The 16,067-nt window shown below is 72.1% G+C and carries 14 protein-coding genes; 10 read left to right on the forward strand and 4 right to left on the reverse strand.

Going from position 1 to position 16,067, the window contains the following annotated elements:
- The first annotated feature begins 7 nt into the window (after positions 1 to 7).
- Positions 8 to 1,273: an ATP-binding protein gene (locus ACZ514_RS22840; RefSeq protein ID WP_468167821.1), complete on the forward strand. Its 1,266-nt coding sequence runs from the start codon at positions 8 to 10 to the stop codon at positions 1,271 to 1,273.
- A gap of 3 nt (positions 1,274 to 1,276) precedes the next feature.
- Here ACZ514_RS22840 and ACZ514_RS22845 read toward each other — a convergent pair whose 3' ends face one another.
- Complete coding sequence (locus ACZ514_RS22845) at positions 1,277 to 1,813, reverse strand: GtrA family protein (RefSeq protein ID WP_468167823.1); 537 nt, start codon at positions 1,811 to 1,813, stop codon at positions 1,277 to 1,279.
- A 227-nt stretch (positions 1,814 to 2,040) separates the two neighbouring features.
- Between ACZ514_RS22845 and ACZ514_RS22850 the strand changes: the two genes are divergently transcribed.
- From ACZ514_RS22850 to ACZ514_RS22865, 4 genes are all read left to right on the forward strand, one after another.
- Complete coding sequence (locus tag ACZ514_RS22850) at positions 2,041 to 3,159, forward strand: 5-(carboxyamino)imidazole ribonucleotide synthase (RefSeq protein WP_468167931.1); 1,119 nt, start codon at positions 2,041 to 2,043, stop codon at positions 3,157 to 3,159.
- A complete protein-coding gene (gene purE / locus ACZ514_RS22855; RefSeq protein WP_468167825.1) occupies positions 3,156 to 3,683 on the forward strand; it encodes a 5-(carboxyamino)imidazole ribonucleotide mutase in 528 nt (175 codons plus the stop codon). Before ACZ514_RS22850 ends, purE begins: the two co-directional genes overlap by 4 nt.
- The gene (locus ACZ514_RS22860; RefSeq protein ID WP_469125520.1) at positions 3,680 to 4,858 is read left to right on the forward strand and encodes a dipeptidase; all 1,179 of its coding nucleotides are present in this window, start codon (positions 3,680 to 3,682) and stop codon (positions 4,856 to 4,858) included. Before purE ends, ACZ514_RS22860 begins: the two co-directional genes overlap by 4 nt.
- A 241-nt stretch (positions 4,859 to 5,099) precedes the next feature.
- Positions 5,100 to 6,164, forward strand: a complete 1,065-nt coding sequence (locus ACZ514_RS22865; protein ID WP_469125521.1) for a membrane dipeptidase — start codon at positions 5,100 to 5,102, stop codon at positions 6,162 to 6,164.
- Here the strand turns inward: ACZ514_RS22865 and ACZ514_RS22870 are convergent.
- Positions 6,161 to 7,462 carry a glycosyltransferase 87 family protein gene (locus ACZ514_RS22870; protein ID WP_468167831.1) on the reverse strand — a complete coding sequence of 434 codons (1,302 nt, stop codon included), beginning with the start codon at positions 7,460 to 7,462 and terminating at the stop codon, positions 6,161 to 6,163. The two genes, ACZ514_RS22865 and ACZ514_RS22870, sit on opposite strands and share 4 nt — an antisense overlap.
- Positions 7,463 to 7,564: 102 nt before the next feature.
- Positions 7,565 to 8,908, reverse strand: a complete 1,344-nt coding sequence (locus ACZ514_RS22875) for a UDP-glucose dehydrogenase family protein (protein ID WP_468167833.1) — start codon at positions 8,906 to 8,908, stop codon at positions 7,565 to 7,567.
- 239 nt (positions 8,909 to 9,147) lie between these two features.
- Here ACZ514_RS22875 and ACZ514_RS22880 point away from each other — a divergent pair, with 239 nt between their 5' ends.
- From ACZ514_RS22880 to ACZ514_RS22890, 3 genes are all read left to right on the forward strand, one after another.
- A complete protein-coding gene (locus ACZ514_RS22880) occupies positions 9,148 to 10,305 on the forward strand; it encodes an acyl-CoA dehydrogenase family protein (protein ID WP_385764354.1) in 1,158 nt (385 codons plus the stop codon).
- Between the two features lie 405 nt (positions 10,306 to 10,710).
- Entirely contained in the window at positions 10,711 to 11,793 is a 1,083-nt protein-coding gene (manB, locus tag ACZ514_RS22885; protein ID WP_468167835.1) for a mannose-1-phosphate guanylyltransferase, read from the forward strand.
- Between the two features lie 113 nt (positions 11,794 to 11,906).
- Positions 11,907 to 12,623: a polyprenol monophosphomannose synthase gene (locus ACZ514_RS22890; protein WP_468167933.1), complete on the forward strand. Its 717-nt coding sequence runs from the start codon at positions 11,907 to 11,909 to the stop codon at positions 12,621 to 12,623.
- A 75-nt stretch (positions 12,624 to 12,698) separates the two neighbouring features.
- Here ACZ514_RS22890 and ACZ514_RS22895 read toward each other — a convergent pair whose 3' ends face one another.
- Positions 12,699 to 14,048: an LCP family protein gene (locus tag ACZ514_RS22895; RefSeq protein WP_468167837.1), complete on the reverse strand. Its 1,350-nt coding sequence runs from the start codon at positions 14,046 to 14,048 to the stop codon at positions 12,699 to 12,701.
- A gap of 106 nt (positions 14,049 to 14,154) precedes the next feature.
- Here ACZ514_RS22895 and ACZ514_RS22900 point away from each other — a divergent pair, with 106 nt between their 5' ends.
- Complete coding sequence (locus tag ACZ514_RS22900) at positions 14,155 to 14,691, forward strand: acyl-CoA thioesterase (protein ID WP_468167839.1); 537 nt, start codon at positions 14,155 to 14,157, stop codon at positions 14,689 to 14,691.
- Between the two features lie 132 nt (positions 14,692 to 14,823).
- Complete coding sequence (locus ACZ514_RS22905) at positions 14,824 to 15,996, forward strand: acyltransferase family protein (RefSeq protein ID WP_468167841.1); 1,173 nt, start codon at positions 14,824 to 14,826, stop codon at positions 15,994 to 15,996.
- Positions 15,997 to 16,067: the final 71 nt, after the last annotated feature.

Here is a 16,067-nt window from a genome sequence, read left to right on the forward strand (position 1 = left end):
CTAGGGCATGCGCCGCCGCCTCATCAACTCCACGCTCGCCGTGGTGCTCGTCGTGATCGCCGTGTTCGGGGTCTCCCTCGTCATCGTGGAGACCCGGACCATCACCAGCAGCGCCCAGGACCGCATCGGCTCCGAGGCGCTGCGGCTGCTCGGCATCGTCGAGGCGGACGTCCTGGAGCACGAGCCGGTCGACGCCGGCGCGCTCGCCGAACAGCTCGACCTCGGCACGTACGCCCGCATCACCATCCCCGGCCGGCCCGCCGTCGAGGTCGGCGACCGGATCGACGGAAGCGTCATCCGGGGCACCGCGCGCGGGGAGCAGGGCGTGCTCGTGGTGGTCGAGGAGACCCGGGACACGGTCACCAGGGAGGTAGGGCGCACGCTGGCCGTGGTCGGCGCCGTGGCGCTGCTGGCCGTCGTGGCGGCCGTACTGCTCGCCGTGCGCCAGGCCAACCGGCTGGCCTCCCCGCTCACCGACCTCGCCGAGACCGCCGAACGGCTGGGTTCCGGCGACCCGCGGCCCCGGCACAAGCGCTACGGCGTTCCCGAGCTGGACCGGGTCGCCGACGTACTGGACTCCAGCGCGGAGCGGATCGCCCGCATGCTGACCGCCGAGCGGCGCCTGGCCGCCGACGCCTCGCACCAGCTGCGCACCCCCCTCACCGCCCTGTCGATGCGGCTCGAGGAGATCACCGTCACCGACGACCTGGAGACCGTACGGGAGGAGGCGACCATCGCCCTCACCCAGGTGGAGCGGCTCACGGACGTGGTCCAGCGGCTCCTGACGAACTCCCGGGACCCCCGGACCGGCTCGGCGGTCCCCTTCGACCTGGACGAGATCGTCAAGCAGCAGCTGGAGGAGTGGCGGCCGGCCTACCGCAGCGCCGGACGGGCCGTCGTGCGCTCCGGCAAGACCGGCATGCGGGCCGTCGGCACCCCGGGGGCGGTCTCGCAGGTGCTGGCGACCCTGGTGGAGAACGCGCTCATGCACGGCGGCGGCACCGTCGCCCTGCGCACCCGCGTGACCGGCAACCAGGCCGTCATCGAGGTCACGGACGAGGGCCCCGGGGTCCCGCCCGACCTCGGCAACCGGATCTTCGAGCGGGCCATCAGCGGCCGCAACTCCACCGGCATCGGCCTGGCCGTCGCCCGCGACCTCGCCGAAGCCGACGGCGGCCGCCTGGAACTCCTCCAGGGCCGGCCGCCGGTGTTCGCGCTCTTCCTCAGCCGCACCGCCCCGGAACGCGCCGAGCCGGAGCGGACGGTCAGGTAGCCGTCAGCCCTGGTTGGCCGCGGGCTCGGGAGCGCGGGGGACGACCGGCACCTCGTGCCCGTCGCGCTGCTCGACGACCAGCGAGTGCGCGGCCGGCGTGGGCAGGGCCTTGAAGACCCAGGTCCGGTAGGACCAGAAGCGGAAGACGGTGGCCACCCCCATGCCGAGGAACTTGAAGGCGTTGTTCGCCAGCGAGCCGTCGAAGCCGAAGCCGTACGTGGCCACGTAGAGCACACCGCTCTCGATGACCATGCCGATCAGGCTGAACAGGACGAAGAGGATCATCTCGCGGCGCCGGCTGCCCAGGTCGCGGTCACGGTAGGTGAAGTAACGGAAGCCGATGTAGTTCGTGATGATCGCGACCACGATGGCTATGACGTTCGCGCGGACCGTCTGCAGGTCGGTCGTGCTCCGCAGCAGGTTGAAGACGCCGAAGTTGACGAGGACCCCCGCCCCGCCGACCGCTCCGAACTTGACGACCTCCCGGGCCAGACCGCGGAAGCGCTCGGACAGGGGTACGGCCTTCGGCGTGCTGCTCATGGATGGTCCAGTCCTGTCCGTCGTCGCCGCCCGCGGCCGCGCGTCACCCGATCTCGTCAACCCCACCATGCTAAGTGTCCCCCGCGGCGGGAGTCCGCGCCCCGGCACCCCGTGCGACGCACGGCACACGGGGCCCCGCGGCCCGGCGGCACATCCGCGCCAGGGTCACGTCCGAATGGCGGAATACCGCCGGATACCCTGGAGGCGTGACGTTTCCGGTAGTCGGCATGGTCGGCGGCGGTCAGCTCGCCCGCATGACCCACGAGGCGGGTATCCCCCTCGGCATCAGGTTCAAGATCCTCAGTGACACCCCACAGGACTCGGCGGCCCAGGTCGTGAGCGATGTCGTCATCGGCGACTATCGCGACCTGGAGACGCTGCGCGCCTTCGCGCGCGGCTGCGACGTGGTCACCTTCGACCACGAGCACGTACCCACCGAGCACCTGCGGGCCCTGGAGGCGGACGGCATTCCCGTCCGGCCGGGGCCCGACGCGTTGGTCCACGCCCAGGACAAGGGGGTGATGCGCGCCAGGCTCGACGAGATCGGCGCGCCCAGCCCCCGCCACCGGATCGTCAGCGATCCGGCGGACGCGGCGGCCTTCGCGCGGGAGGTCGGCGGGTTCCCCGTCATCCTCAAGACGGTGCGCGGCGGGTACGACGGCAAGGGCGTGTGGTTCGTCCGCACCCCCGAGGACGCGGAGGCCCCCTTCAAGGCGGGCGTCCCGGTCCTCGCCGAGGAGAAGGTGGACTACGTCCGCGAGCTCGCGGCCAACATCGTCCGCTCCCCGCACGGCCAGGCGGTGGCCTACCCCGTCGTCGAGTCCATCCAGGTGGACGGCGTCTGCGACACGGTGATCGCCCCCGCCCCGGGCCTCTCCGAAGCCCTCGCCGGCGAGGCGCAGGCCCTGGCGCTGCGCATCGCGCGGGAACTCGACGTGACCGGCCACCTCGCCGTGGAACTGTTCGAGACCACCGACGGCCGCATCCTCGTCAACGAACTGGCCATGCGCCCGCACAACAGCGGCCACTGGACCATGGACGGCGCGGTCACCTCCCAGTTCGCCAACCACGTCCGCGCGGTCCTGGACCTCCCCCTGGGCGACCCGCGCCCCCGCGCCCGCTGGACGGTCATGGCGAACGTGCTCGGCGGGGACTACCCCGACATGTACGCGGCCTACCTGCACTGCATGGCCCACGACCCGCAGGTGAAGATCCACATGTACGGCAAGGACGTGAAACCGGGCCGCAAGGTCGGCCACGTCAACACCTACGGCGACGACCTGGACGATGTGCTGGAGCGCGCACGTCACGCAGCCGGCTACCTCAGAGGAACGATCACCGAATGAGCACCTCCCCCGTCGTAGGCATCGTCATGGGCTCGGACTCCGACTGGCCGGTCATGGAGGCCGCCGCCCAGGCGCTGGCCGAGTTCGAGGTCCCCTACGAGGTCGACGTCGTCTCCGCCCACCGCATGCCGCGCGAGATGGTCGCGTACGGCGAGCAGGCCGCCGACCGCGGCCTGAAGGCGATCATCGCGGGCGCGGGCGGAGCCGCCCACCTGCCCGGGATGCTCGCCTCCGTCACCCCGCTGCCCGTCATCGGCGTGCCGGTCCCGCTGAAGTACCTCGACGGCATGGACTCCCTCCTGTCGATCGTCCAGATGCCCGCCGGGGTCCCCGTCGCCACCGTCTCCGTCGCCGGCGCGCGCAACGCGGGCCTGCTCGCCGTACGGATGCTGGCCGCGCACGACCCGGAGCTGCTGGGCCGGATGCGGGACTTCCAGCAGGAGCTGAACGACCAGGCCACCGAGAAGGGCAAGCGGCTGCGCACCAAGGTCGCGGGCGCGGACTCCTTCGGGTTCGGCAAGTGAGCACGGCGGACCTGCTCGCGCGGGCCCGGGAGCTGCTCGCCGAGTACCCGGTCGTCGACGGGCACAACGACCTGCCCTGGGCGCTGCGCCAGCAGGTCCGCTACGACCTCGACCAGCGGGACATCGCCGGCGACCAGTCCGGCCACCTGCACACCGACCTCCCCCGGCTGCGCGCCGGCGGGGTCGGCGCGCAGTTCTGGTCCGTCTACGTCCGCTCCGACTACAGCGGCGACGAGGCGGTCAGCGCCACCCTGGAGCAGATCGACGCCGTCGACCAGCTCATCGCCCGGTACCCCGGATCACTGGTGCGCGCGCTGACCGCGGACGACATGGAGGCGGCCCGCGCCGACGGCCGGATCGCCTCGCTGATGGGCGCCGAGGGCGGCCACTCCATCAACAACTCGCTCGCCACCCTGCGCGCCCTGCACCGGCTGGGCGTGCGGTACATGACGCTCACCCACAACGACACCATCGACTGGGCGGACTCGGCGACCGACGAACCCCGCCACGGCGGCCTCACCGACTTCGGCCGCGAGGTCGTACGCGAGATGAACCGCATCGGCATGCTCGTGGACCTCTCGCACGTCGCCGCCACGACGATGCGCGACGCCCTCGACACCTCCCGGGCGCCGGTGATCTTCTCGCACTCCTCGGCGCGCGCGGTCTGCGACCACCCGCGCAACGTCCCCGACGACGTGCTGGAACGGCTGCCCGCCAACGGAGGGGTGGCCATGGCCACCTTCGTGCCGAAGTTCATCCTCCCCGAGGCCGTCGAGTGGACGCTTGCCGCGGACGAGAACCTGCGCGCGCACGGCTTCCACCACCTCGACACCACCCCCGAGGCGATGGCCCTGCACCGCGCGTTCGAAGCGGGACGCCCGCGCCCGGTGGCCACCGCCGCCACCGTCGCCGACCACCTGGACCACATGCGCGAGGTGGCGGGCGTCGACCACATCGGCATCGGCGGGGACTACGACGGCACCGCCTTCACCCCGGCCGGGCTGGACGACGTGTCGGGCTACCCGAACCTGATCGCCGAACTGCTCGGGCGCGGCTGGTCCCGGACCGACCTGGCGAAGCTGACCTGGACCAACGCGGTACGGGTCCTGCGCGACGCGGAATCGGCCGCCCGGGAGCTCTCGGCGGCCCGGGGCCCGTCCAACGCCTGCCTCTGACGCCCCGGCGGCCGCGACCGGGGCCGGGCCGAACACCGGACCCGGCCCCCGGGGCCGCCCCGGCCCGGGCGCCGGCCCGGGCCCCGGTCCGGGGCCCCCGGTCCGGGCCGTGATCGCCCCCGAGCCCGCCCCGGACCGGGTCACCACCCGAACGCCACATCCGCCGGGCGGCCCCGGCGCCCCACGTGTCACCGTGGCACCATCTTCTCTCCCTGCTGCCGCCGAGACCGGAGCCAACGCCATGGCCGACCTGCAGGATGAACCCCACTCCGTGGGCGTCGGAGCCGAAGACGTCCCCGCCCCCGCCGGCGACGCCCTGGACCGGGCGGCCGCGCTGCTCGCGGACCACCCCGTCGCCGACGGGTGCAACACCCTCGTGTGGACCCTGCGCCAGAGCCCGTACCACGACATCGACACCCCGGACACCGGAGTCGACACCGACATCCCCCGGCTGCGCGCCGGAGGGGTCGGCGCCCAGTTCTGGACGCTGCTCGTGCCCCCGGGGCCCGCCCGCGAGGACGCCGCCGCCGACCAGGTCGTCTCCGACACCCTCGAACAGATCGACGTGGCCCGGTCCGTGATGCGCCGCTACGCCGACAGCCTGTGCCTCGCGCTCACCGCCGACGACATGGCCGACGCCCGCAACCGGGGCCGGATCGCCTCGTTCCTGGGACCCGTCCCCGGCAGCACCCTCACCGATTCCCTCGGCGCGCTGCGGGCCTTCCACGCGCTGGGCGTCCGCATCCTCGCGCCCGCGGGCGCCCCCTGGGCCGAGGAGGGCCTGACGGCCTTCGGCCACGAGGTGGTCAAAGAGGTCAACCGGCTGGCGATGCTGCTCGACCTGACGGGCTGCACCCCGGCCGCGGCCTGCCAGCTCGCCGCGGCGTCCAAGGCACCGGTCATCATCTCGAACACCGGCGCGGCCGCCCTCAACCCGCACCCCGGGAACGTCACCGACGAGGTACTGCTCGCCCTGCGGGCCGCGAACGGCCTGGCGATGGTCACCTTCGACGCCGCCCGGACCGGGGACTCCCTGCACGCGGTCGCCGACCACCTGGAGCACGTACGGGCGATCGCGGGCCCCGAGGGCGTCGGACTCGGCGCGTCCTTCGGCGCCGAGCGGGGCGGCCCCCGCCCCGCCGGCCTCACCGACCCCTCGGGCTACCCGCACCTGATCGCGGAACTGCTGGAGCGGGGCTGGCCGGAAGCCGACATCGCCCTGCTCACCTGGGGCAACGCCCAACGCGTCCTGCGCGACGCGGAGTTCACGGCCCGCGCCGCACAGCACCGCAGGACGGTCCCCTAGGCGGAACGGGCGGCCAGGGCCCCTTCCGGCAGGACGGTCGCCCTCCACAGCCGGACCCCGGACCACACGGTGGCGCAGAGCAGCAGGCCGTTGCGCGCGCACAGCAGCACCGTGCCGAGCGTGGTGGTGGCGAGGACGTCCGTGCCGTACAGGACCGGGAAGACCAGCGTGGTCAGCGGGTTGGCGGCGACCAGCAGCCAGGCGACCGGACGCTGGGTGGTGTGCGTGGAGGTCAGGCAGACGGCGGCCAGACCGAGCAGCCAGATCATGTACTGCGGGCTGATGACACGGCTGGTGACGGTGAAGACCAGGATCGCGAACAGCGCGGCGTCGAAGGGCGTCGCGCTCGACCAGCGGTTGGCCCTCACCCGCCACAGCAGGAGCAGCAGGAACCCGGCCACCGTCAGGGCGAGCGAGGCCCGCGCGATGCCCGGCACGTACGGGCCGACGTACTCGAAGGCGCCGTACTGGTAGTCGATCTCCCCGGGCCACAGGCCCAGGAGGCGGGCCGCCATCAGCACCGATCCGCCGAGGGACTCGATCTGCACCCCGCGGTCGCCCTGGTTGCCGAGGAAGCCGAACGTGTCGCGGAACAGCGCCGCGAAGACGGCGAGCAGCGCCGCGCAGGACAGCGCCGCGGCGACGACCGCCTCCCGCGTCGACCTGCCGCGGGGGGTGCCGAGCAGGGTCAGCAGCGGCCACACCTTGACCATCGCGCCGATGCCGGCGATGACCCCGCCGAGCACGGGGCGGCGCCCCAGGGCGAGCAGCGCGAAGACCGCGAGCAGGGTGACCTGGATGTCGTAGCGGGCGAACGGGGTCGCCATCATCATCGGGAGGGTCACCAGCCACAGCAGGGCCCCGGCCATGCTGCCGTCGCTGCGGCGCGCGGCCCGGACGAGACCCAGCAGGACCACCCCGTCGCACAGCACCGTCAGGGCGACGAAGGCCTGGAAGTAGGTGAGGAACGGCAGCAGGTCGGGGGAGAGGAAGACCGCCGCGGCCGCCGGCGGGTACTGCCACATGATGTCGTCCTGCGGCAGCGTCCACGTGACGAGGACGTCGTACCAGTTGTGGTAGGTCGCGGTGACCTCCACCCGTACGACGTTCGAGCTGAAGAAGTCGTTGACGAGCATCCACAGCATCGCCGCCCGGCTGGCCAGCCAGAAGCCGGCGATGCCGAGCAGGGCGCCGCGTCCGCGCAGGGCCGCTTCGAAGGATCCCCGCCGGTGGTGCGCGGCGGGCGTCGCCGTCGCGGACGCGGTGAGGCCGGCCGGGGGGCTGCTGGTCGTGGACATCGGCGCGAAGTCTACCCAGCCGCCCGCACGCCTCCCCGGCCGAGGCCCTCGGCACCGGGCGACCCCGCACGCCCCGCCGGACCGCCCGCCGCCCGGTACGCCTCAGGCCTGAGGGCGCCCCATCGCCCGGTACGTCCAGCCGGCCGCGCGCCAGCGCACCGGGTCGAGCGCGTTGCGCCCGTCGAGGACGAGGCGGTCGGTCACCACCGAGCCGAGCGCGGCGGGATCCAGCTCGCGGAACTCCCGCCACTCGGTGAGGTGCAGGACGACCTCGGCGCCGCGGGCCGCCTCGAGCGCGGAGTCGGCGTAGCCGAGGGTGGGGAAGACGCGGCGGGCGTTGGTCATGCCCTTGGGGTCGTACACGGTGACCTGGCCGCCCTGGAGGTGGATCTGCCCGGCGACGTTGAGCGCCGGGGAGTCGCGGACGTCGTCGGAGTCGGGCTTGAAGGTGGCGCCGAGGACGGCGACCCGCTTGCCGAGGAAGGAGCCGCCGACGGCCTCCCGCGCCAGCTCGACCATGTGGCCGCGGCGGCGCATGTTGATGGAGTCGACCTCCCTCAGGAAGGTCAGCGCCTGGTCGGCGCCCAGCTCGCCGGCGCGGGCCATGAAGGCGCGGATGTCCTTGGGCAGGCAGCCGCCGCCGAAACCGATGCCGGCGCGCAGGAACTTCGAACCGATCCGCTCGTCGTGGCCGATGGCCTCCGCCAGCTTCACCACGTCACCGCCGGCGGCCTCGCAGACCTCCGCCATGGCGTTGATGAAGGAGATCTTGGTCGCCAGGAACGAGTTGGCGGCGGTCTTCACCAGCTCCGCGGTCGGGAAGTCGGTGACCACCAGCGGGGTGCCCTCGGACATCGGGGTCTCGTACACCTCGCGCAGCAGCTTCTCGCCGCGCTCGCCCCGGACGCCGATGACGATCCGGTCCGGGTGCAGGGTGTCCTGCACGGCGAAGCCCTCGCGCAGGAACTCGGGGTTCCACGCCAGCTCCACGTCCGCACCCGCCGGGGCCAGCGCCGCCAGCTTCGCGGCGAGCCGGTCCGCGGAGCCCACCGGCACCGTCGACTTGCCGACCACCAGCGCGGAGCGGGTCAGGTGCGGAGCCAGCGACTCCAGCGCCGAGTCCACGTACGACATGTCGCAGGCGTACTCACCGTGCTTCTGCGGGGTGTTCACGCAGACGAAGTGGACGTCGCCGAACTCCCCCACCTCCTCCCACGACTGCGTGAACCGCAGCCGCCCGGTGGATCCCGGCAGCCCCGCCACGTGCCGCGCGAGCAGCTCCTCCAGCCCCGGCTCGTACATGGGGACGCGGCCGGCGGCCAGCATCTCGATCTTCTCCGGGACCACGTCCAGTCCCAGCACCTCGAAGCCGAGCTCCGCCATGGCCGCGGCGTGGGTGGCGCCGAGGTAGCCGGTGCCGATCACGGTGATCTTCAGGGGGGCCATGGATGCTCCAGAGGTGCGGGGCCGTTTGCGGCCCCGAGCATAGTCGGGCCGGTCCGCGGGGACGTTCCCCCGAGGAACCGGCTGTCACGCAGCTCACGTACGTGCCGCATATCGCTGCGCGGGCGCCGGGAACTAGAATTTGGGTTACTTAACGGTAGTTAGCATCCCGCGCCAAGGGCACCCCAGCGACACACCGCTGCCGGTGTCCCACGGCGCGTCACCCTGGGGAGTGAGAGATCTTGGCGGGTTCTGCCGACTTCGACCTGTACCGCCCGGCCGAGGAGCACGACATGCTCCGCGAGTCGGTCCGCGCGCTCTGCGAGGCGAAGATCCTCCCGTTCGCGGCCGCGGTCGACGAGGAGGCCCGATTCCCGCAGGAGGCCCTCGACGCCCTGGTCGCCAACGACCTGCACGCCGTGCACGTGCCCGAGACCTACGGCGGCGCCGGCGCCGACGCCCTGGCCACCGTCATCGTGATCGAGGAAGTGGCCCGCGTCTGCGCCTCCTCCTCCCTCATCCCGGCCGTGAACAAGCTCGGCTCGCTCCCGGTGATCCTCTCCGGTTCCGAGGAGCTCAAGGCCAAGTACCTCGGCCCGCTCGCCAAGGGCGACGCGATGTTCTCGTACTGCCTCTCCGAGCCCGACGCGGGCTCCGACGCGGCCGGCATGAAGACCCGCGCGGTGCGCGACGGCGACTTCTGGGTCCTCAACGGGGTCAAGCGCTGGATCACCAACGCCGGTGTCTCCGACTACTACACGGTCATGGCCGTCACCGACCCGGAGAAGCGCTCCAAGGGCATCTCGGCCTTCGTGGTCGAAAAGTCCGACGAGGGCGTCTCCTTCGGCGCCCCGGAGAAGAAGCTCGGCATCAAGGGCTCCCCGACGCGCGAGGTCTACCTCGACAACGTCCGCATCCCGGCCGACCGCATGATCGGCGCCGAGGGCACCGGCTTCGCCACCGCGATGAAGACCCTCGACCACACCCGCATCACCATCGCCGCCCAGGCCCTCGGCATCGCCCAGGGCGCCCTGGACTACGCCAAGGGCTACGTCCAGGAGCGCAAGCAGTTCGGCAAGCCGATCGGCGACTTCCAGGGCGTCCAGTTCATGCTCGCGGACATGGCCATGAAGATCGAGGCCGCCCGCCAGCTGACCTACGCGGCCGCCGCCAAGTCGGAACGCGTCGACGGCGACCTGACCTTCTTCGGCGCCGCGGCCAAGTGCTTCGCCTCCGACGTCGCGATGGAGGTCACCACGGACGCCGTCCAGCTCCTCGGCGGCTACGGCTACACCCGCGACTACCCGGTCGAGCGCATGATGCGCGACGCGAAGATCACGCAGATTTATGAAGGCACGAACCAGGTCCAGCGCATCGTGATGGCCAGGAACCTGCCGTAACACCGCCCGGCCCGCAGGCGTGTGAAAGGCCCCCGCGTCCGCCGGGGGCCTTTCCGCATGCCCCTTCCTTTGTAACGATTCCGATCCAGCGGGCCGCTCCCGCCGGTGCCCGCGCCCACGGCAGGGCCTTCCGCGCCGCGCGCCGGGACGCCGGCCGGCCGCGCGGCGGCCCCACGGACGTCCCGGACGGGGTTCCGGCGGTGAGCAGCGGCTCCGCCGCCCCGGCGGCGTACGCCGCTCCTACAGAGGGGACGGCGGGACGCCCCGCATGCGCAGAGTGAGGAACCCGCCGTAACCGGAACGTTGCCGGAGGCGGCCCGCACGGCCCGCCTCCGGGCTTCGCACCGCCCGGGATGGGCTAACTTTGAAGCTTCGTACGCCCGAACCGGTTGGGGAGAGAACAAAATGACGGAAGCGATCCTGCTGGTCGGCGGGCAGGGGACGCGACTGCGCCCCGTGACGGTGAACACCCCCAAGCCGATGGTTCCGGCAGCGGGCGTCCCGTTCCTCGCCCACCAGATAGCCAGGGCCGCAGCCGCCGGTGTCACGCACATCGTGATGGCCACCTGCTACCTCGCCGAGGTCTTCGAGCCGTACTTCGGCGACGGTTCCGCCTTCGGCATCACCCTCGAGTACGTCGTCGAGGACGAGCCGCTGGGTACGGGCGGCGCCATCCGCAACGCCGCCGAGCGTCTGACGGGCGGTCCGGACTCCCCGGTCCTCGTGTTCAACGGCGACATCCTCACCGGTCTCGACATCGCCGGCCTGGTCGAGTCCCACCGGGCGGCCGACGCCGACGTCTCCCTGCACCTCGTGCGCGTCGAGGACCCGCGCGCCTTCGGCCTGGTCCCCACCGACGCCGACGGGCGGGTGCTGGCCTTCACCGAGAAGCCGGAGACGCCCGAGGAGATCATCACCGACCAGATCAACGCCGGCTGCTACGTCTTCCGCCGCAGCGTGATCGACTCCATCCCGGCCGGCCGTCCGGTGTCCGTCGAGCGCGAGACCTTCCCCGGTCTGCTCGCCTCCGGTGCCAGGCTCCACGGCGTCACCGAGGACACCTACTGGCTGGACCTCGGCAAGCCCGAGTCCTTCGTCCAGGCCTCCGCCGACCTCGTGCGCGGCGTCGTGGCCTCCCCGGCCGTCCCCGGGCCGCGCGGCGAGGCCCTCGTGCTCCCCGGCGCCGAGGTGGCGGAAGGCGCCAAACTGTCGGGCGGTACCGTTGTGGGTGCCGGCGCCCGGATCGAATCGGGTGCTGTCGTCCAGGGCTCCATCGTGCTGGACGGCGCGATCCTCGGCGCGGACACGGTGGTGAGCGCCAGCCTCATCGGCGCGGGCGCTTCGGTGGGTACGCGCACGGTCGTGACGGGCGCGGTCATCGGCGACGGTGCCGTCGTGGGGGCTGACAACGAACTTCGCGCAGGGGTGCGGGTGTGGTGCGAGGCTGAACTGCCCGACGCCGCCGTCCGCTTCTCCTCCGACCGGTGACCAACTTCAGTGAGGCACAACCTGTGATAGGCGAGCAGCAGACTCCCCCCGCGACGGACGTCGCAACCACGAAGCTCCCCGACGCCTGGGCGGACACGCCGCTCACCGTGGTCATGCCCACCTACAACGAGGCGGGCAACCTGCCGGGCATGGTGGAGCTGCTCATGGGTCTCGAGCAGCCGGGCCTGCGGCTGCTGGTCGTCGACGACTCCTCGCCCGACGGCACCGGCAAGATCGCCGACGAGCTCGCCGAGGGCTTCGTCACCGAGGACGGCAAGCCCCGCATGTCGGTCCTGCACCGCACCGCCAAGGACGGCCTCGGCCGTGCCTACGCGGCCGGTATGGCCAAGGCCGTCGAGGACGGCGCCGAGTACGTGCTCCAGATGGACGCGGACGGCTCCCACCCCGCCGGCAAGATCGCCGAGATGCTGGGCGTCGCCCGCTCCACCGGCGCCGGTCTCGTCGTCGGCTCCCGCTACGTGCCGGGCGGCACCCTCTCCGACGCCTGGGGCGCGCACCGCAAGCTGCTCTCCCGCTGGGCCAACGCGTACGCGAGCACCATCCTCGGCACCCGGGTCCGCGACATCACCGGCGGCTTCAACCTGTGGAGCGCCGCCGCGCTGAAGGCGATCGACCTGGCGTCGATCGGCAGCGCCGGCTACAGCTTCCAGGTGGAGATGAAGTACAAGGCCCTGCGCCGCGGCTTCCGGGTGATGGAGGTCCCGATCCACTTCGAGGACCGCACCGTCGGCGAGTCCAAGATGAACCTGGCCGTCCAGCTGGAGTCCATCGCCATGCCGTGGAAGCTCCGCGCCCGCGCCGGCAAGTAGCGGCACGCGAGGAGGAGGGGCGCCCCCGACGGGGCGCCCCTCCTCCTTTTCGTCCGCGGGCCCTCAGCGGCCGGCTCACTGGCCCCTGACGGTCACCTTCTGGTCGTTCTGGATCTCCTTGACCAGCTGCTGCACCTTCGCCTTGTCCCAGACGAGGTTGCCGCCCCGCTGGCCGGAGATCGGCATGTTCATCGACACGCCGTCACCGCCGCTGATGCCCTTCATCGCGAAGAACATCTGCCCCATGTCCCACAGTCCCATGTCCTTGTCCACGATCAGCGTGTCCAGGCCGGCGCCCAGGACGGGGTAGAGGGAGAAGGGGTTGAGGACCGTGCCCGGGGTAGCGGCCTGGCTCGCGAGCGCGGAGAGGAACTTCTGCTGGTTCTTCGTCCGCTGGAGGTCCGACTCGGCGAAGGCGTACCGGGTGCGCACGAAGGCCAGGGACTGCTCGCCGTTCAGGGTCTGGCGGCCCGCCTTGAAGTCGGCACCCGACTTCTCGTCCTTGAAGCCCTGTTCGATGTCGAGCTCCACCCCGCCGAGCGCGTCCACGATGTTCGCGAAACCGGCGAAGCCGATCTCGGCGTAGTGGTCGATGCGCAGGCCGGTGTTGAACTCCACCGTCCGCACCAGCAGCTCGGGCCCGTCCTCCGCGTACGCGGCGTTCAGCTTGACCCGGCGGCCCTGCGAGGGGAACTTCTTGCCCGACTGGGAGCCGACGAACGAGGGGATCTCCACGTCCGAGTCACGGGGCAGGGAGATCATCGTGTTCCCGCTGGAGCACTTCGCCAGGATCATCATCGAGTCGGTCCGCTTGCCGTCGGCGGAGCCCGTGTGGAGCTTCTTCTTCTCCTCGTCGGACATCCCCTCGCGGCTGTCGGAGCCCACGATCAGATACGTGGTGCAGTCGCCCTCCTTCGGGCGCTCGATGACCTTCGACAGGTCGACCTCGCGGCGGACCTGGGAGTCCGCCCAGAAGTAGGTGCCGATCCCGGTCACGAGCAGGACGGAGACCACCGCGATCGAGCCGATCTTGATCCGCCTGCGCCAGTCCGGGGCGGGCCCCTGCGGACGGCCGGGGCCGCCCGGCGGACGCTGTCCCGGGCCGCCGGGACCGGCGGGGCGGCCGTAGACCTGCCCGGTGTTGTACCCGCTGTCGTACGCGGCGTCGGGGCCCTGGGCCTGCCGCGGCGGCACCGCGCGCCCCGGGCGGCCGCCCGGCGGCGGGGCCTGCGGCGGGACGGGGGGCCGTGCCGGGCGCTGCGGCGGCTGGGCCGGCCGCTGCGGCTGCCGCTGCTGGGGCTGCCGCTGGACGTGGCGCATCCGCTGCGCCCCCTCCGGCTGCGGCTGCCCGCTGCCGCGCCCGTACCCGTCATCGCGGCGGCCTCGCGCGTCGCGCTCGCCGTTCCACCCGTCCCAGTCACTCATGCCGACAAGGATGCCTGGCCGGGAGTGCCGCACGACACCCCGGGCCGGTCTTCGTACCGGGGCTGTTGCACAGCTGATGCCTCCGGGACGCACTTAAGGTGGCTGTATGACACAGATACCGGAGGCACCCGAGGGCAAGCCGATCTCGGCGTCCCGGACCACCCTCAGCCACATCATGACCGCCAACGACACCAACCTCCTGGGCACCGTCCACGGCGGGGTGATCATGAAGCTGGTGGACGACGCGGCGGGCGCCGTGGCCGGACGCCACTCCGGCGGGCCCGCCGTCACCGCGTCCATGGACGAGATGGCCTTCCTGGCCCCCGTCCGCGTCGGCGACCTGGTGCACGTCCGGGCGCAGGTCAACTGGACGGGCCGCTCCTCGATGGAGATCGGCGTACGGGTCCTCGCGGAGCGGTGGAACGAGTCCACCCCCGCCACCCAGGTCGGCAGCGCCTACCTCGTCTTCACGGCGGTGGACTCCGACGGCAAGCCCCGCCAGGTCCCTCCCGTGATCCCGGAGACCGAGCAGGACGAGCGCCGCTACCAGGAGGCCCAGATCCGCCGCACCCACCGGCTCGCCCGCCGCCAGGCCATCACCGAACTGCGCGCACGCAGGGCGGCCGAGGGGCTCGACGACTGACGTCCGGCCGGGCGGCGGCCACTGAACGGCCATCAGGGGCGGCGCCCGGGCCCGGACACCCCCTAGAGTGTCGGGCGACGGCCGGGGGGACGTCGGATTCCCCGCCGGACACTTCGTGGAGCTGTTCCCCTCATGACGACGCCTGCCACACAAGTCCCCGCACTGCTCGGTGCCATACCGCAGCAGAAGGAACAGAAGGGCGAGAGCCGTGCGCGCCGCCCGCGCCTGTACGTCCTGGACGCGTTGCGCCTCATGGCCGCGCTGGCCGTGGTGGCCTTCCACTGGACCGGCGTCAACCTCCACCCGGAGGTGTGGGGACGCAAACCCGAGGCGCTGATGCCCACCGTCAGCGGCATCACCGCCTACGGCTGGATGGGAGTCCAGCTCTTCTTCCTGATCAGCGGTTTCGTCATCTGCATGTCGTGCTGGGGGCGTTCCCCGCGGGAGTACTTCATCTCCCGCGTCGTGCGGCTCTACCCCGGCTACTGGTTCGCCGTCATCGCCACCGCCCTCGTGGTGAACTTCGCCGCCACGGTGCGGGCCTCCCGCAAGCCCCTGGGCTTCAGCGACCTGCTGGCCAACCTCACGATGCTGCAGAAGCCCCTGTGGGTGCCCGACGCGGACGGCGTCTACTGGACCCTGTGGGTCGAGCTCCGCTTCTACCTGCTCTTCGCGGTCGTCGCCGTCATGGGCCTCACCTACCGCCGGGTCCTGGCGTTCTGCGGGATCTGGACGATCCTGGCCGTGATCGCCCCGTACACCCAGCTCGGCCTGATGGACCTGCTGTTCCTGCCGAACGACGCCCCGTACTTCATCGCGGGCGTGGCCATGTACCTGATCTACCGGTTCGGCGCGAACCCGCTGCTGATCGCGGTCGTCGCCTTCTCGTGGCTCATCGCGCAGAACCGGCTGCACGTCACCGTGGGGGCCTACCGGCACGAGGTGGGTCACGCCCTGTCGTGGCCGGTCGCCGCCACCGTCACGGCCGTGTTCTTCCTGGTGATGCTGGCCGCCGCGACCGGTGTCTTCAACCGGATCCAGTGGAAGTGGCTCACGGTCGCCGGAGCCCTCACCTACCCCCTGTACCTGCTCCACCAGGAAATCGGCTGGGCGCTGATCCGGTGGGGCCGCGACCACGGGCTGGCGCCGTTCCCCCTGCTGGCGCTGTGCCTGACGGCGATCCTGCTGCTCTCCTGGCTGGTCCACCGTTTCGTCGAACGCCCCGGATCGGCATGGCTCAAGCGGATGCTGGAGAGCGGCACGTTCTCGCTGCCGAGGACGGACCCGGCGGTCCGGTCCCGCTGACGGCGCCCGCCGGGGCCCGGAGGGGAATTGGGTGGGGTCCCGGGCCGCGACGTACCCTGTGACGTCGAGCG

The sequence above is a fragment of the Streptomyces sp. NPDC034086 genome (assembly GCF_055575515.1).